The 16260-nt window shown below is 50.2% G+C and carries 16 protein-coding genes; 3 read left to right on the forward strand and 13 right to left on the reverse strand.

Going from position 1 to position 16260, the window contains the following annotated elements; translation table 11 throughout:
- Positions 1–33 precede the first annotated feature (33 nt).
- On the reverse strand, positions 34–1605 hold the full coding sequence (locus tag ACS5NO_RS18800; RefSeq protein WP_439416577.1) for a hybrid sensor histidine kinase/response regulator: 1572 nt from the start codon (positions 1603–1605) through the stop codon (positions 34–36).
- 190 nt (positions 1606–1795) lie between these two features.
- Complete coding sequence (locus ACS5NO_RS18805; protein WP_439416578.1) at positions 1796–2512, reverse strand: hypothetical protein; 717 nt, start codon at positions 2510–2512, stop codon at positions 1796–1798.
- Between the two features lie 219 nt (positions 2513–2731).
- Between ACS5NO_RS18805 and ACS5NO_RS18810 the strand changes: the two genes are divergently transcribed.
- The gene (locus ACS5NO_RS18810; protein WP_439416579.1) at positions 2732–3337 is read left to right on the forward strand and encodes a DinB family protein; all 606 of its coding nucleotides are present in this window, start codon (positions 2732–2734) and stop codon (positions 3335–3337) included.
- A gap of 112 nt (positions 3338–3449) precedes the next feature.
- Here ACS5NO_RS18810 and ACS5NO_RS18815 read toward each other — a convergent pair whose 3' ends face one another.
- Positions 3450–4976, reverse strand: coding sequence for an OmpA family protein (locus tag ACS5NO_RS18815; RefSeq protein ID WP_439416609.1), 1527 nt, complete (start codon positions 4974–4976; stop codon positions 3450–3452).
- A 296-nt stretch (positions 4977–5272) separates the two neighbouring features.
- Here ACS5NO_RS18815 and ACS5NO_RS18820 point away from each other — a divergent pair, with 296 nt between their 5' ends.
- The gene (locus ACS5NO_RS18820) at positions 5273–5449 is read left to right on the forward strand and encodes a hypothetical protein (protein WP_439416580.1); all 177 of its coding nucleotides are present in this window, start codon (positions 5273–5275) and stop codon (positions 5447–5449) included.
- Here the strand turns inward: ACS5NO_RS18820 and ACS5NO_RS18825 are convergent.
- From ACS5NO_RS18825 to ACS5NO_RS18865, 9 genes are all read right to left on the reverse strand, one after another.
- Entirely contained in the window at positions 5446–6000 is a 555-nt protein-coding gene (locus ACS5NO_RS18825; RefSeq protein WP_439416581.1) for an LOG family protein, read from the reverse strand. The two genes, ACS5NO_RS18820 and ACS5NO_RS18825, sit on opposite strands and share 4 nt — an antisense overlap.
- Positions 6001–6051: 51 nt before the next feature.
- Positions 6052–6831, reverse strand: coding sequence for a hypothetical protein (locus ACS5NO_RS18830; protein ID WP_439416582.1), 780 nt, complete (start codon positions 6829–6831; stop codon positions 6052–6054).
- A 122-nt stretch (positions 6832–6953) separates the two neighbouring features.
- Positions 6954–7289, reverse strand: coding sequence for a phage holin family protein (locus ACS5NO_RS18835; RefSeq protein WP_114407755.1), 336 nt, complete (start codon positions 7287–7289; stop codon positions 6954–6956).
- Between the two features lie 97 nt (positions 7290–7386).
- The gene (gene hisIE, locus ACS5NO_RS18840) at positions 7387–7986 is read right to left on the reverse strand and encodes a bifunctional phosphoribosyl-AMP cyclohydrolase/phosphoribosyl-ATP diphosphatase HisIE (protein ID WP_439416583.1); all 600 of its coding nucleotides are present in this window, start codon (positions 7984–7986) and stop codon (positions 7387–7389) included.
- 19 nt (positions 7987–8005) lie between these two features.
- Complete coding sequence (gene hisF, locus ACS5NO_RS18845; protein WP_439416584.1) at positions 8006–8767, reverse strand: imidazole glycerol phosphate synthase subunit HisF; 762 nt, start codon at positions 8765–8767, stop codon at positions 8006–8008.
- 114 nt (positions 8768–8881) lie between these two features.
- A complete protein-coding gene (gene hisA, locus ACS5NO_RS18850; RefSeq protein WP_439416585.1) occupies positions 8882–9601 on the reverse strand; it encodes a 1-(5-phosphoribosyl)-5-[(5-phosphoribosylamino)methylideneamino]imidazole-4-carboxamide isomerase in 720 nt (239 codons plus the stop codon).
- Between the two features lie 69 nt (positions 9602–9670).
- Positions 9671–10270, reverse strand: a complete 600-nt coding sequence (hisH, locus tag ACS5NO_RS18855; protein WP_439416586.1) for an imidazole glycerol phosphate synthase subunit HisH — start codon at positions 10268–10270, stop codon at positions 9671–9673.
- 175 nt (positions 10271–10445) lie between these two features.
- Positions 10446–11021 carry a hypothetical protein gene (locus ACS5NO_RS18860; protein ID WP_439416587.1) on the reverse strand — a complete coding sequence of 192 codons (576 nt, stop codon included), beginning with the start codon at positions 11019–11021 and terminating at the stop codon, positions 10446–10448.
- A gap of 227 nt (positions 11022–11248) precedes the next feature.
- On the reverse strand, positions 11249–12175 hold the full coding sequence (locus ACS5NO_RS18865) for a DUF72 domain-containing protein (RefSeq protein ID WP_439416588.1): 927 nt from the start codon (positions 12173–12175) through the stop codon (positions 11249–11251).
- Positions 12176–12355: 180 nt separating this feature from the next.
- Here ACS5NO_RS18865 and ACS5NO_RS18870 point away from each other — a divergent pair, with 180 nt between their 5' ends.
- Complete coding sequence (locus ACS5NO_RS18870; RefSeq protein ID WP_439416589.1) at positions 12356–15031, forward strand: valine--tRNA ligase; 2676 nt, start codon at positions 12356–12358, stop codon at positions 15029–15031.
- A gap of 102 nt (positions 15032–15133) precedes the next feature.
- Here ACS5NO_RS18870 and ACS5NO_RS18875 read toward each other — a convergent pair whose 3' ends face one another.
- Complete coding sequence (locus ACS5NO_RS18875; RefSeq protein WP_439416590.1) at positions 15134–16237, reverse strand: OmpA family protein; 1104 nt, start codon at positions 16235–16237, stop codon at positions 15134–15136.
- Positions 16238–16260 lie beyond the last annotated feature (23 nt).

Genomic DNA, 16260 nt, shown 5'->3' on the forward strand with positions numbered 1-16260 from the left:
CTCTTGAAAATCGCTTATCGTTGAGGAATACTTTTATTCGTTGACCTGATGGACGGGAAGAATCAGAATAAACTGACTTCCTTCATTAACCCGGCTTCGGGCAGTAATCAGTCCATTGTGTTTATCCATATTTTTCTTGGCAATGGCCAGGCCAATACCGGTTCCCTCGTAGCTGGCCCGGTCGGTTAATCGCTGAAAAATCACAAAAATGCGATCCATAAATTTTTCATCAAACCCTATTCCATTGTCAATCACCACAATGCGGCAAAAATTGCCATCGGGCGAGGGTTTACTATCAATTTCTTTTTCTTCGATCAATTCCGCCCGAATGTGAATGACCGGAGCGGTTTCTTTTTTGGAAAACTTCAGCGCATTGCTGATCAGATTTTGAAAAACCTGACGGATCCGCCCCGGAATGGTATCCAGTACCGGCAGCGGATCGACCGTAATTACGGCCTTGCTCCGGCTGATAACGTCCTCAAAATCGGCCAGGATTTCTTGCAGTAAACTGTTCAGATCCGTCGGTTGAAACAGGGCGGGCGTTGATAATTGGGAATAGGCCAGCAAATCATTGATCAATGTAGACATCCGCGCCGACGAATTAATGGAGCGGTCGAGGTAGGAAGTTGCTTCAACATTCCCGGTTAAATATTTTTCTTTAATCAGATCGTTCAGAATCTGTATTTTCCGGAGCGGTTCTTTTAAATCGTGCGAAACAACCCACGTAAATTGCTGCAATTCGTGGTTGCTTCTTTCCAGTTCCAGGTTTTTAATCAGCAGTTCTTTCGTTCGCGCTTCTACTTTTTGTTCGAGCAGGTCTGCGGCCAGTTTCTGCGGGTGAATATCCGTAAACGTGCCAACCCAGCGCACCGGTACTCCCTGCTTTTTGATGGGTAAGATGCGCAGCAGATGGTAACGATACTCGCCCGTTGTCAATTCTTTCAGGCGGATTTCACGCGTAAATTCAATCCCGTTTTTAAGATAATTTTCCCACTCCTCACAAACGTCATCGTCGGCATGAGTTTGCGGAAACGTCGTTGAATCGACGGAATACTGAAACCAGTGCTCGTTGACGTATTCAATCCGGCCATCCGGTGCGATCGTGAACGCCATTTGCGGCAGCGAAGCCAGAACGGATTGCAGTTCCTGCATACGCCCGGCAATTTCTTCCTGCGCCTGCTTTCGGACTTCGATTTCCTTCTGTAAAGACGTGTGAGTTTCTTTTAACTCCTGCTGTTGTCTATACAGTCGATGCAGGGTTTTTACCTTTAAAACCAGAATATCCGGATCAACCGGTTTGGTTAAATAATCGACACCGCCGGAGGTATAGCCTTTGGTAATGAATTTTTTCTCGGTATTGACCGCCGAAAGAAAGATAATGGAGGTATCTCTCGCTTTGCTGAAACCGGCAATGGCGTTGGCCACTTCAAACCCATCCATTCCGGGCATTTGAACGTCCAGAATGATAACGGCATAGTTGGTTTTCAGCACTTTTTTCAGGGCTTCCTCACCCGATTCGGCCGAATCGACCGAAAAGCTGTGCAGCTCAAGAATTTTCTTTAAGGGTAAAATATTTTCCGGCCTGTCATCAACAATCAAAATCATACACCATGCAGGTTTTCAGGCTACAAAAAGGCCGTTCGCGTGTTTCCGTTTCCCCCTAAATGGGAACGTGAAGATAGGGCGTCAAGACGGGTGCATCCAAATCTGGCGGTGGGCAGTGGATAAATAAATCGGCATTTCGATTTTTTATCCACTGCCCACCGCCAGATTATACGTCCGGTTTGCCCACCGGTCAGAGATCGTCGGTTAAAATGGTCCCATTCAGGTTCTCCACCTTTCCTTCGTCGCCGACACCCATGAATTCGGTATTGCCGCTAAAGAAGTTCAGCTTGAATAAGCCGAGTGCAATAACGCCGGTTTTACCGCTGATGTTCAGGCCCAGTTCTTTCGTTGTTTTCATACTAAAACCGGCCGATGCGCTTCCGACATTGAACGTTTTTAACGCACTCCCTTCCGCGCCAATCGTCACTTCGGTTCCGCCTTCGACGGTCGACAGAATGAGGGGATTTTGCGCAACGAACACCTGGAACACGACTTTGAACTTGTTCCGCCAGTCGTCGGCTTTTTTGAGCTGCTTTGCGACCTGATTCACGTTTTCGATCACCGAGACCGTGATGATGGGCGCTTTGACCAGAAAGGATTTGTCCTGGTGAAATTTGTAGGTAACATTCGCTTGAAGCTCGCCCTGCGGATTCAGGTTGATGGCGGCTCCCGTGCTGGCATCGACCACGGTGGTGTTATCCGACACAAAACTCAGGGTGGCTTCCGGCCCGGTTCCCTCCGTGAAAGTGACATCGAAATCATCCTGAATATTGCCTAATTTCTGAAATACCCCGTCGGAAATCAGGCCATAATCACCGAGCTTATACGGTGTTGTAACCGGCACCCAGGCGGCATGTACATTAAGCTGCCGCTCAACAATGGATTCGAATTGTGCTGCAAGTCCCATGTCTCTTTTTGGTTAAGGATTTGATTGGTAAAGGCTGGTAAGTATACGGCTTTTAAAATCGTATCCACCAATCAATCAGGAGGTTTTGACTGAACGGTTAGGCCGGAGAATGCTTTCCAATGCCAGTCTTTTTTCTGCCGAACAATGTCGCAATTTTACAATATCGCCGTTTCAACGCACCGTAGTTTTGCTCCGTCAACCAAAACATACATTCACACCATGAAACAAATGATCTCATTCCTCTTTTTCCTGGCAACGGTTTCTGCGCAGGCGCAATCCCGACTCTGGACCGCAGCCGACCAGAAGTATACGGTCGAAAACTTGAAACGCACCCGCGATGAGCTGATTCGGGAAACGGAAAACCTAACCGACGCCCAATGGCATTTTCACGAAACGCCCGAACGCTGGTCGATTGCCGAGGTGGTGGAACACCTGGCACTCTGGGAAATTATCTGGGCGCGGGAAATCAGCATCGGAGCCCGCAGCAAACCGCAGCCCGAACTGAACCAGACCAGCCGACCCGACAGCTATTACACTAATTTCATTATGGAGGACACCCCGCACAAAGCGCCGGACATCGCCAAACCAACAGGTTTTATTCGGGGAAAAGACAACCTGACCTTTTTCAAACGGCTTCGCGATCAGGCTATTGCGTATGCCGATACGACCAAAACCGACATGCGGGCTCATTTCGAATTCACGGCAGCCGGTAATTCACCCCGCAATATGCACCAGGTTTACATCTACCAGTGGGGCCACGTCGACCGCCATCTGCGGCAAATCCGGAAGGTGAAAGCGCATCCGGGGTATCCGGGTAAGTTGTAACGAAAAGTTATTTCGCAGAGTTGAGCAGAGGAAATCAGAGTTAAGCAGAGTTTTATTAAAAATTTCTCTGCTTAACTCTGATTTCCTCTGCTCAACTCTGCGAAACAGCCTCTTATTTCTTCTTGATCACAAACTCCACGCGCCGGTTGGTTTGCCGTCCCTCGTCGGTGTCGTTGCTGGCCACGGGTTTGGCTTCGCCGTAGCCTTTGCTGGCGACGCGGTCGGGTTCAATGCCTTTGCCGATGAAATATTCACGAACGGCATCGGCGCGATCCTGGGAGAGTTTCAGGTTGATTTCGTTGGAACCCGTGTTGTCGGTATGCCCACCGACTTCGATGATCATCTTCGGGTTTTCGTTGAAGGTGGCTACCATCCGATCCAGTTCCGGGAACGATTCGTCACGCAGCACGGCTTTGCCGACGTCGAAGAAAATGTTGTTGAGCCGCACGGCGCGACCCACTTCAATCGGAATCAGGGTCAGTTCTTTGCCTTTTATTTCCTGAAAACCTTTCGTTTCTCTCAGGTCAATGTTGCCGCCTTCGGAAATAAAATTGGGTGCAACAGCCCTCATACTGTACTGTTTGCCGTAGGGCAGCACGATTTTATACTCGCCCGTAACCGGGTCAGATGTCGCTTCCCCCGCTTCGAGTCCATCGGGCAGCGTCTGGTAAATCACGCGGGCTTCAATGGGTTTACCGGTTTTCTGGTCAATTATTTTTCCGCTCACCAATGCCACCGGATCGGGGCTGGTCGCAGGTGGGGCGGTTTTGTCGTTCGGATTGGCAGTATCGATGAGTTTGATCCGAACAATATCGCCTTTGCCCAGCGTGTTTTTGAAACTCGTCATGTAGGCATATTCGCCCGAAGCCGCCACCGAATAATAAGCATCATACCCATCGGTATTGATAGCCGGACCCAGATTGACCGGTTTCGACCAATGTTTCCAGGTTTTGTCGACGCGCTTGGCAACATAGATATCGTTACTGCCCGAACCGCCGGGCCGGTCGCTGGAGAAATACAGGGTAGCCCCGTCGGCCGCCAGAAACGGCGTGGTTTCGGTGCCGTCCGTATTGATTTCGGAACCGAGGTTCATTGGTTTACTCCACGAACCGTCTTTCTGCCGCAAACTGACGTAAACATCATCTTCCTTGCTGTTTTTCTTTTCACTAAACGCCATCACCAGCACTTTGCCATCGGCCGAAAGATAGCCGCAATCGTATTGACCTTTGCTGATTTTTTCGTAGCCGGGGATGTTCAGCTTTTGCGGAGCCGACCAGCCCGTGGCGGTTCGTTTGCTGGTCGAAAAACCGCGCGTTTCATACGTGCCGTTCGTATATGCCCCTTTGATCAGCATCGTGTTTCCGTCGGGCGTGATGCTATATGCGCAATTATACTCATCCTTGTTGAGTGGCGGAGCCATCCGTTTGGCAGGTCCCCAGGTATTACCCGGCCCCAGCTCGGAATACCAGATATCCTGACTGCCTTTGTTGCCGTGCGTATTCTGCGGGTGGCTGATTCGGGCAAAAAACAAAGTCCGACCGTCGGGAGAAATGACCGGATTAACCTCATTATATTCCGAATTGACCTGATTCCCCAGGCTTTCCGCCTTTGCGGCTGGATTCTGCTGCGCAACAGCCATCGGTATGGTGATACCTAGAAGCCCCGTCAGCGTAAGTTCCCAAAATTTCATTGACTACGGTGTAGAAGTTAATATAAGTAGAACGAAGAAGCAATCTGGATTAGTTTACCGCATGTTTAAGTCAAATCGAATGCCACATTCATTTATCGGCCTGCTTTTTGCTAGGATTATTTATAAAAATAGCCTTCTAAATCCAGTTTATATTAACTATTTTTTTCACCTTTATATTCTTAGTTATATTTACCGAGATGGATCCCTTTAAAAGAAGAAAAAAGAAACATACGCCATTCCCTACGGTGTCATCCCCGCGTGAACTAGTGCGGTTACTGATCAACGTGGTGTTGTGCGTAACGGGCCTGGTATTTGGCTTTATTTACCTGATTAAGGGGCTGGTAATAGGCTGGTTACTCATCGCAGCTTTCACCTTTTTCCTGCTGGTTCAATTCTCCGGGCCGACCGATTACGACATTTAAATCGCCTGTTCCCAGAATTCTTCAATCTTCATGAGCAACTCGTCGATCGAATCTGATACGATAAGTAATTCCCGGTTTTCGGCTTTTAGGAAACCATCACTCACCATGCGGTCCATTTGCTGCAGGAGCAAATCGTAAAAACCGTTGACATTCAGAACGCCAACGGGGCCTTCGTAGAGTCGGAGCTGGCGCCAGGCCAGAATTTCGAAGAGTTCGTCGAACGTGCCATAGCCACCAGGCAGTGCAATCACCCCTTTGGCAAATTGCACCATCTTAAACTTCCGCTCGTGCATCGTTTCAACGAAGTGTAATTCGGTCAAGGTCTCGTGAGCGACTTCCAGGGCGGCCAGAAAGTTGGGAATAACGCCCGTCACCTGCCCACCGTTCGTCATCACGGCATCGGCAACCGCGCCCATCAGGCCCATGTTGCCGCCACCGTAGATGAGCCGGATTTCGCGTTCCGCAAATTTCTCGCCCAATTCCCGGGCGACTTCTTTATAGACAGGATTCGATCCGGGGTTTGACCCGCAGTAAACGACGATGCTTTTCATTCCACAAAAATACGATTGTGAAACGGGATTTCGCGGTACTTTTTCGGGCAACTATTTCGTCAGGGTGTTGCTGAGCGCCCGCCAGTCGATTTTCTTCACAATTTCGCTGGCCACATCGAGGGGCGCCTTGATCGTTACGATCATGTTTTCGATCAACGTACCGCCTTTTTTATAGGAGTAATGGTAGAGCTTGTCTCCGCGCGGGTTTTTCTGAAGGTTATTTTTCCAGTTGCCGAGCAAAACCACGGTTTCGGGCCGGGCAGCAATGCCAGCATCATTGGGCTTCAGGATGATCTGGAGGGCCAACGGGGCACCGTCGACCGGAATGGTTTTGTAAGAAGCCGCAAACCGGTTGCTGATGGGTTCTTCGACCCGGTAATTTCCGGCATTCATTTCAACGTTGATATCCACCGTCGATTGCGCCAGATCGGTCGTCCGGTTCGGATCAGCTTCCTTGTAAACGGAATCCGTGCTCATCACAAAAGACCGCTGCTGTTGCGTGATGGTATCGCCGATGGCTTTGGCACTATCCGCACGGGCTTTTTGCTGGCTGGCAGCCGATGCCTGCTGGAACGACAGATCGTAGCGATCTCCGCAGATGCGGAAAATCTTGCCGTATTCATCACTCAACTCCAGTTTGCCGAGCGAATGCCGTTCGTCGAACACCTGCCAGTTGCCCGCCGGTGGATTCTTCCGGAACTGGTTCTGCAATTCTTTCACCACCTTTTCGTAGGCAGCATTTTGCTGGGGCGTGGCCGGATCGCACTGTGCCCGGGTTTGATGGATACTAATAACCTGTATGACAAGGAGTATTGAGAGTAGTTTTTTCATGGGGCTGCAAATCTAATGATTCATCCTAACAACTGGTCTGGTTCAGAAAAGTTATGAGTTGTCAGTATCCAACAAAAAAGTCAGACCGGAAAGCCTGACTTTTTCAATACAGCAACGCGTTATTAGCTGACAATGGAGTCGATCAGCCAGGTTACGACGGATACCAGAATACTGAACAACAACGCAGCGATGAATCCACTGACCTGAAAACCGCCTACCAGATAATCCGTCAGGTATACCATCAGCACGTTGATGACCAGATAAAACAGCCCCAGCGTGATGATCGTGATGGGAATGGTCAGAAAAACCAGAATGGGCTTCAAAAAGGCATTGAGCAAACCCAGTACAATGGCGACAATCAAAGCCGTGCCGAAACCGTCGACACCGACCCCCGGAATGACATAACTGGCCACAATAACAGCGACGGCGCTGATTAGAATACGTATGATAAGACCCATAGTGCGTTTAAAGATTAAAGTTTGACGTCTAAAGTTGTATGAAAAAATAAGCAACTCCAATCTTCAAACCGGAAACTTTAAACCATTGTTTGCCAAATTATTTGGTATGTCGCTGCTGCAATACCGCAATCACCTCGTCCAGATCAATATTTTTCTGTTCGAGCAGAATTAAATAGTGATAGAGCAGGTCGGCAGCTTCGCCCTTAAACAGGTCGGCATTGTCATCTTTGGCTTCGATCACCAGTTCAACGGCCTCTTCACCCACTTTTTGGGCAATTTTGTTGACGCCTTTCTTGAAGAGCGACGAGGTATATGATTTTTCCGTCGGATTTTGCTTCCGATCCCGGATAATCCCCTGTAAATAATTGAGAAACAATCCTTTCCCCTGATTCACTTCGTCAAAACACGTGTCGGCACCGGTGTGGCAGGTGGGCCCAGCGGGATGCACTTTGATGAGCAGCGTATCACCGTCGCAATCGACTAGCATCTCTTTAACGTGCAGAAAGTTATTGGACGTTTCGCCCTTAGTCCACAGGCGTTGCTTGCTGCGGCTAAAAAACGTCACAATGTTTTCCTGTACGGTTTTTTCGTAGGCTTCCGCGTTCATGTAGCCCAGCATCAGCACTTTCCCGGTTTCGGCGTCCTGAATGACGGCGGGAATCAGGCCGTCGGTATTTTTTGAAAAGTCAATGTTCATAATTTTCGTAATTCTAACCTTAAGCTGTCGTTCGCATCGGAATTCCCTGCTGGCTCAAAAACCGTTTCAGAGCCGGTATTTCGATTTCTTTGAAGTGAAAAATACTGGCTGCCAAGCCCGCATCGGCTTTGCCGGTTGTGAATACCTCTACAAAATGTTCCATCGATCCGGCTCCACCCGACGCAATGACGGGAATGTTTGCCACGCCCGAAATTTGCGCCGTCAGCTCAATGGCAAAACCGGCTTTGGTTCCGTCGGTATCCATTGAGGTCAGCAGGATTTCGCCCGCGCCCCGGTTTTCGATTTCTTTCGCCCAGGCCAGGGTACGCAGTTCGGTCGGCCGACGACCACCGTGCGTGTGAACGATGTGTTCGCCGTTGACAAACCGGGTGTCGATGGCCACCACAATACACTGACTCCCAAACTCCTGCGCCAGTTCATCGACCAGATCCGGATTCCGAACCGCCGACGAGTTGATCGAAATTTTGTCGGCTCCGGCGTTGAGCAGGGCCGAAACGTCGGCAATGGATGAAATACCGCCCCCGACCGTAAACGGAATATTGACAGTATGGGCCACTTTCCGAACCAGCTCGATCAGCGTTTTCCGTTCATCGACCGTGGCCGTAATATCCAAAAAAACCAGTTCGTCGGCACCTTCGCGGGCGTAAATCGCGCCCAATTCTACGGGGTCTCCTGCGTCGCGCAGGTTGACGAAATTGGTGCCTTTCACCGTCCGCCCGTCTTTGATGTCGAGGCAGGGAATGATGCGTTTTGTGAGCATAATTGAGGGTTATTACACAGAGTTTATCAGAGGAAATCAGAGTCTATCAGAGATTTATTTTAAATGTTTTCTCTGATAGACTCTGATTTCCTCTGATAAACCCTGTGTAATAAATCATTTTAAAAACATCGATAATTCCTTCAACGTCACCCGGCCTTCGTAAATCGCTTTGCCGACGATGACGCCGAACAGATTCATGTCGGCCAGTACTTCCAGATCCTGCATGCCACTGACGCCCCCGCTGGCAATGATGTTCAAATCGGGAAAACGGTCCTGCAAATTCCGGTACAGGTCGAACGAAGGCCCTTCCAGCAAACCGTCTTTAGCCACGTCGGTGCTAATGATGTATTTGACGCCTTTTTCCACATACTTTTCCACAAAGTCATACACCCAGACCTGCGTATCCTCTTCCCAACCGCTGACAGCAATTTTCTCGTTCTTCGCATCCGCCCCCAGAATGATCGTTTCCGGGCCAAACTGCGACAGCCACTTTTCAAAAACGTCCGGTTTTTTAACGGCAATGCTTCCACCCGTTACCTGTTTGGCACCACATTCAAAAACCATCCGCAAATCCTCGTCGGACTGTACGCCACCACCAAAGTCGATGTGCAGCCGGGTTTTGGCGGCAATCAGCTCCAGCACTTTCCAGTTGACGACGCGTTTTTCCTTCGCGCCGTCCAGATCGACCAGATGCAAACGGGTCAAACCGGCGTCTTCAAACTGTTGTGCCACTTCGAGTGGTCGGGCATTGTATTCTTTTTTCTGGTTGTAATCGCCCTGCGTCAGCCGGACGGCTTTGCCTTCAATGAGGTCGATGGCGGGTATAATGTACATAATAGACAAGAGAGTTGAGACAAGAGAGAATAGACAAAAATGATGAGAATAAAGTCTCTATTCTCTTGTCTAAGTTCTCTTGTCTACATCCAAAAAATTCTCCAAAATTCGCTGACCGACGTTTCCGCTGATTTCGGCGTGAAACTGGGCGGCATAAAAATTATCCCGGTGCAACATCGCGCTGAACGGACGAACATAGTCGCAGACGGCGATGGTTTGCGGGCAAACGTCGGCGCAATAGCTGTGGACGAAATAAACATACGGGTTTTCCGTCAATCCTTCGGTTAGCGGCCCCTGCATCGTGGTCAGGTTGTTCCAGCCCGTGTGCGGCACTTTGAAACCGGGTGTAGCCGGAAACCGCCGGACATCGACATCGAAAACGCCCATACAGGTTGTATTTCCCTCTTCGGAGTACCGGCAGAGCAATTGCATGCCCACGCAGGTCCCCAAAACCGGCTGCTTCAGCGACGGAATCACTTTGTCCAGCCCACGCTGCCGCAGATACGCCATGGCCGTACTGGCTTCGCCCACGCCGGGAAAGATCACCTTGTCGGCCGAGCGAATTTCGGCTTCGTCGTCGGTCAGCAGGTAACTGGCGCCGATGCGCTCCAGGGCATACATGACTGACTGCACGTTGCCGGCGTTGTATTTGATAATGACGGTTTTCATAACAAAAAACCCGGCTCGTGGCAGAACCGGGTTTGGTATCGGGAATTCGTTGTTTCTTGTTCAACCCCAAAAACGCATCCGTTCTGCCGTGCTAACAGACAGAATGATGATGGTTGCGAACGGTTTTTGTGGGATTCATGGGACAAATGTAAACCGGCTGATGCTAAATTCAAAATTACTTGCAGGTTGCCAAAATCTCGCCAGCCAGTTTCTTCGCCAATTCCTGGTTGGCTTTTACATCCGTACCAACGGAAGAAATCACCTTGAATGTTGTACGATCCTTCAGAACGACCAGTTGGCTACCTGTTAAATCCCAGGCTGCGGCATCACCCACACCGGTTATGGTTTCGTAGCCTTGCGTATTCAGTACGGTATTCCCAACCGCATTGCCTGTGGCCTGTTCGGCGGTGGAAACTCCCTTCTCCTTGAGTTTTTTATCAATCAACGCTGCGGCTTGTTGTTTTTCGGCTTCCGTGGCGGTGCGATAAAAGTTTTTGAAATACTTGACCGGATCCGGATAACGCTTGCTATCCACTTCGTTGATCCAGCACAGGCCGATTCGGTTATGATCCGGAACGTCCATTTCGCGCCCTGCAACGGTCATTTTACGGGTTCGGCCACTTTTCCAGACATACTCGTAGGTATCTCGTTTGGCATATTTAGGCTCTGATTTGCGGTATTTTAATTCCGCTTTCGACAGATCGCCCTTGTAATGTTTTTGGATGGCCGCTATTGGTAATAACTGATCCATTTTAGTCTGATACCCCAGAATACAATCTTGGGCATAACTACGGAATCCACCGATAAAACCGGTCAAAATAATAACAAGGAATGCTTTTTTCACGCTTAACCGTATTCGGATGGGTTTAGGAGTTGATACAATGATCCGAATTGTAAATATGTCAATTTAGGTCTAATTAACCGCGCTGTTCTTTTATACTTTTTGCCGACTGGGACCATTCACTATCAATTCATTGGCTAGAACAGACTTCCCTGCACAACCTCCGGCCGGATGGTTGGCTCCTGCAAATTCAAGCCGCAAACCGCGTTGAGTTTCCGAACCCAGTAGCGAATCAGTTCGGGCGCGGTGTCGTTGTCGCCCCCGCCGTGGATGAAAAGGTAGGCGGTTTGCAGGCCGTTTTGAAACCAGGTTTTCAATCGCTCGACCCAGGCATCGGCGCGTTCATAATCAGTGGGATGACCTTCGTTGGCGACAAACCGCAGCACCAGCCGCGGGCTGGTCAGGCTCATGTGCATGACATCGCGCCGTCCGGCTACGTCCGTGATCACCAGATCGCGGTGAAGCACGTGCAGCCGTTCGAGGGTCCGCTGCCAGATTTCGGGCTTGGCAAACCAGTCGGGATGCCGGAACTCGACGGCCACTTCCAGATCGTCGGGCAGGTTTTTCAGGTAGGTTTCCAGAACCGGCCATTTGTCCGGCCCGAACGTGGGCGGCAATTGCAGGAATGTCGTTCCCAGAAACTCTTCCAGACTCAAAACCGCATTGACAAACTCTTCGGTCAGCGATTCAGCCGCCACCAGGGCGCGATCGTGGCTGATGGCCTGCGGAAATTTCGGGCAATACACAAACCGGGGGCGAATCGGCGAGCCGGCGGCTTCTGTTTTCCACTTCTCGATCATGCCCGGCGTCGGACTGTGGTAATGGGTACTGTTCAGTTCGATGGTGTTAAACTGCCGGGTATAGTGATATAGGAAATCCCGTTCTTTGGTTTGCGAGGGGTAAATCCGGCCGACGTAGTTTTTATTGGCCCAGATCGGTCCACCGATGTACACTTCCGGAACCGCCGTCGGCTCGACCTTGTCCCAAATCGTCTGGTTGAACGGCGAATCGGGCGGCAACGTGAAGTCGACCCGGTCGACGGAGGGCAGTTTTCCAAAGTCCATACGCGTAAAGAGATGGTCGTTTGAACGTAAAACTAGCAAACTCGGTATTTCGTTTTCGCGCCCGTTCTGAATTGACTAATTTTGTGGAGAAAAAGACAAGAGAGCTGAGACAAGAGAGTAAAGAGTTATCCAAAGCGTTAAGTCTTTACTCTCTTGTCTAGCCTCTCACATCTCATTGACATGATTTCGAAGACGTATAATCCCACAGACATCGAGGCCAAGTGGTACCAATATTGGCTGGAAAACCGCTTTTTTCATTCCACGCCCGACGACCGCGAACCGTATACCATCGTCATTCCCCCCCCGAACGTAACGGGTGTGCTGCACATGGGACACATGCTGAACAATACGATTCAGGATGTGCTGGTGCGGAAAGCCCGGATGGAAGGCAAAAATGCCTGCTGGGTTGCCGGTACGGACCACGCGTCGATTGCAACTGAAGCGAAAGTCGTGGCCATGTTGAAGGAACGCGGGATCGACAAGTTGTCGATTGGCCGGGAGAAATTTCTGGAATATGCCTGGGAGTGGACTTATAAATATGGCGGCATCATCCTGACGCAGCTCCGCAAGCTCGGTGCGTCCTGCGACTGGGACCGGACGCGGTTTACGATGGAACCGGCGCTCTACGACGCCGTGATCGAAACGTTCGTCGATTTATACAACAAAGGCCAGATTTACCGCGGCATCCGGATGGTGAACTGGGACCCGCAGGGCCGGACGGCGGTTTCGGATGAGGAAGTGATTACCAAAGAAGTGCAGCAGAAACTGTGCTACATCCGGTATGAAATTCAGGGTAGCCATTCAGACGGTGCCGGGCCGACGCTCGAAAAAGACTATGTGACCATTGCGACGGTTCGCCCGGAAACCATCATGGCCGATGTCGCGATTGCCGTTCATCCGGACGACGAGCGCTATGCTCACCTGCACGGCAAAAAGGTCCTGATTCCGTTGATTAACCGCGCCATTCCCATCATTACAGATGAGTATGTGACAATGGATTTTGGTACGGGCTGTTTGAAAGTAACGCCCGCCCACGATCCGAATGACTACGCCCTGGGCGTAAAACACAACCTGCCCGTTATCGACATTCTGAACGACGACGGTACGTTGAACGAAAAGGCGCAGATTTTCGTCGGTGTGGATCGCTTTGCTGCCCGGAAAGCCATCATCAAGCAATTGGAAGAAACCGGCCACCTGGTCATTGCGGAGGATTACAAATCGAACGTCGGATTCTCGGAGCGCACCAACGCGGTCATCGAGCCGAAACTGTCGTTGCAGTGGTTTCTAAAAATGGGCGATTTATCGAAACCAGCACTGGAAAATGTCCTGAATGACACGATTCAACTGCATCCGGCCAAGTTCAAGAACATGTACCGTTCCTGGATGGAGAACGTTCACGACTGGTGCATCAGCCGCCAGTTGTGGTGGGGCCACCAGATCCCGGCTTTTTACATGAAAGACGGGCGGATTATCGTGGCGAAAACCAAAAAGGAAGCCCTGCGGATTGCCCGCGAAAAATACCAGTTGTTTGCGTTGAGTGAAGCGGATCTGACGCAGGATGAGGATGTGCTGGACACCTGGTTTTCGTCGTGGCTCTGGCCCATGGCGGTTTTCAAGCCTTCTTACGACCCCAACGACCCGAAAGCCGCACCGGGCGACCTCGATTATTATTACCCGACCAACGATCTGGTAACAGCCCCCGAAATTCTGTTTTTCTGGGTGGCCCGCATGATTATCGCCGGGTACGAATACCAGGGCCGTGAACCGTTCAAAAATGTCTATCTGACGGGCATTGTGCGGGATAAGCAGGGCCGAAAAATGTCGAAATCGCTCGGCAACTCGCCCGATCCGCTGGATTTGATCGATCAATTTGGGGCCGACGGCGTTCGGACGGGCATGTTGTTCAGCTCACCAGCGGGCAACGATTTGCTGTATGACGAGAAACTGGTAGAGCAGGGCCGGAATTTCTGCAACAAAATCTGGAACGCGTTTCGGTTGGTCAAAGGCTGGACAGTCAGTCAGGATTCGTCCGTTGTTGAGCCGCCGTTGGCAGTTTTGTGGTTTGAATCGAAACTGAACCAGACGCTGATCGACCTGGAAGATCATTTCAGCAAATACCGCATGTCGGATGCGCTGCATACGGTTTACAAATTGATCTGGGATGATTTCTGTTCGCAGTACCTCGAAATGATCAAACCGGGGTATGAACAGCAAGATCAGGTTCGGCCCATCGATAAGGTGACGTATAACGCGACCATCGACTTTTTCGAACGGCTGATGAAGCTGGCGCATCCGTTCATGCCATTCATTACGGAAGAAATCTGGCAGGAAATCAGTGAACGAAAACCGGGAGAAAGCATCTGCGTATCGAAATATCCAACCGCCGGTAACGTCGACAAATCGCTGCTGGCCGACTTTGACATGCTGTTTGAGATCATTTCCACCGTTCGGAATGTTCGCAACAGCAAGCAGATCAATCCCAAAACCGAGTTACCCGTAGCCATCAAAACCGACGATAAAAACCGGTTTATGCCCTTGGAAGGTTTGATTCGAAAGCTGGCGGTGGTTTCCGATATCAGTTACGTGACTGAAAAAGCGGATGGCCTTTCGTTCATGATCCGAAGCGTCGAGTTTTTTGTCAACATCGCGGGTGAAATCGACGTGGAGCAGGAACGGGCGAACATTGAAAAGGAGTTAGCCTATACCAAAGGATTTCTGGAGTCGGTTTTGAAAAAGCTCTCGAACGAGAAATTTGTCGCCAATGCCAAACCGGACGTCATCGACCGCGAGCGGCAGAAACTCGCCGATGCCGAAGCGAAAATCAAAACGCTGGAGGAAAATCTGGCGGCACTGTAAGAGAATGATAAATTTAAAATGATGAACGCTAAATGTAAAAGTGTTTCTGACACCTCGCACTTTTACATTTAGCGTTCATCATTTTAAATTTATCATTCTCTCTTATTCCTTCAAAATTTTCACCTCCACCCGCCGGTTCAATCGCTTGGTTTCCTCGCGCGAATTATCTGCAATGGGTTTGCTGCCTCCATAGGCCTGGGTTTGAATCCGCGATGGCGCAATGCCCTTGTTGGTGAGATAACTTTTGACGGCATCAACGCGTTTCTGCGACAAGGCCACGTTTAGCTTCGGATCGCCCACATTGTCGGTATGACCCGCCAGTTCGATTTCCATTGTTGGGTTTTGTGTCATGATGGACAGCAGGGAATCCAGTTCAGGATACGATTCTGGTTCAATTTCATACGCCGACTGCTTGAACAGCAGATTATTCAACCGATACGTCCGGCCCGCTTCGACCTTCGAGCCAAAGTTCTCCACTTTTTCGGCGGGTGCCGGTTTGGGCGTTTCTTTTTTGGGTAGAGTCTGCGCCACGACCGAATCCTTCGGAACCGATTTTGGGGCCGGTTTTTGAACGGGTGGCGTTGTTGGCCTGGGTGTCGGTTTTACGGGCGGTTTTCGGACGGGCGGTTTGGCATTTCGCATATCATCCTTGTATGCCAGTATCCGGAGGTCATATACATTGTAGGGTTGTTGCGAATGTGTTCCATTCCGATAATACCGGACATCTTCTTCAACCAGATCAACCAACTGCACCCCTTTGCCCGGTCGTTCAAAATGCGCTTCACAGGAGATTTTGACTGCAAAATCAAACTGGGCAGCCTCCGGTTGGTCTAAAATAGCGACTTCTTCAATTTGTCCATTTTCCAAAACCGCCTTTATGTTTTTAACGTAGAGCAGGGCATATTCACGGTTTCCCTTTTTATCGTATAGCCGCCAGGAATTGGGATGGCCCGGGCCATATACCGTTTGAGAACTGTGTGCATACTGCAACCGGGGGCGGGGTGCCCTTGTCTGCTTGTCAGACACAAAATAGACAATCATTTTATGGTTGGTGTACTCCACTTTTGTAACCTGCCCACCGCCATCCACCATTCGTTGAGGAGGATTAAGATCACGCTGAATGATTTTCTGAGCCTGAGCAGGCAAGAGCCAACCCAGGCTGAGCAACCACAAAATCAAAAAGCTCCGTTTTATCATGTCGTTCATCACCTCTCGCCCGTTGTAACGTA

The organism is Larkinella fluvii, assembly GCF_051857545.1.
Classification (GTDB): domain Bacteria; phylum Bacteroidota; class Bacteroidia; order Cytophagales; family Spirosomataceae; genus Larkinella.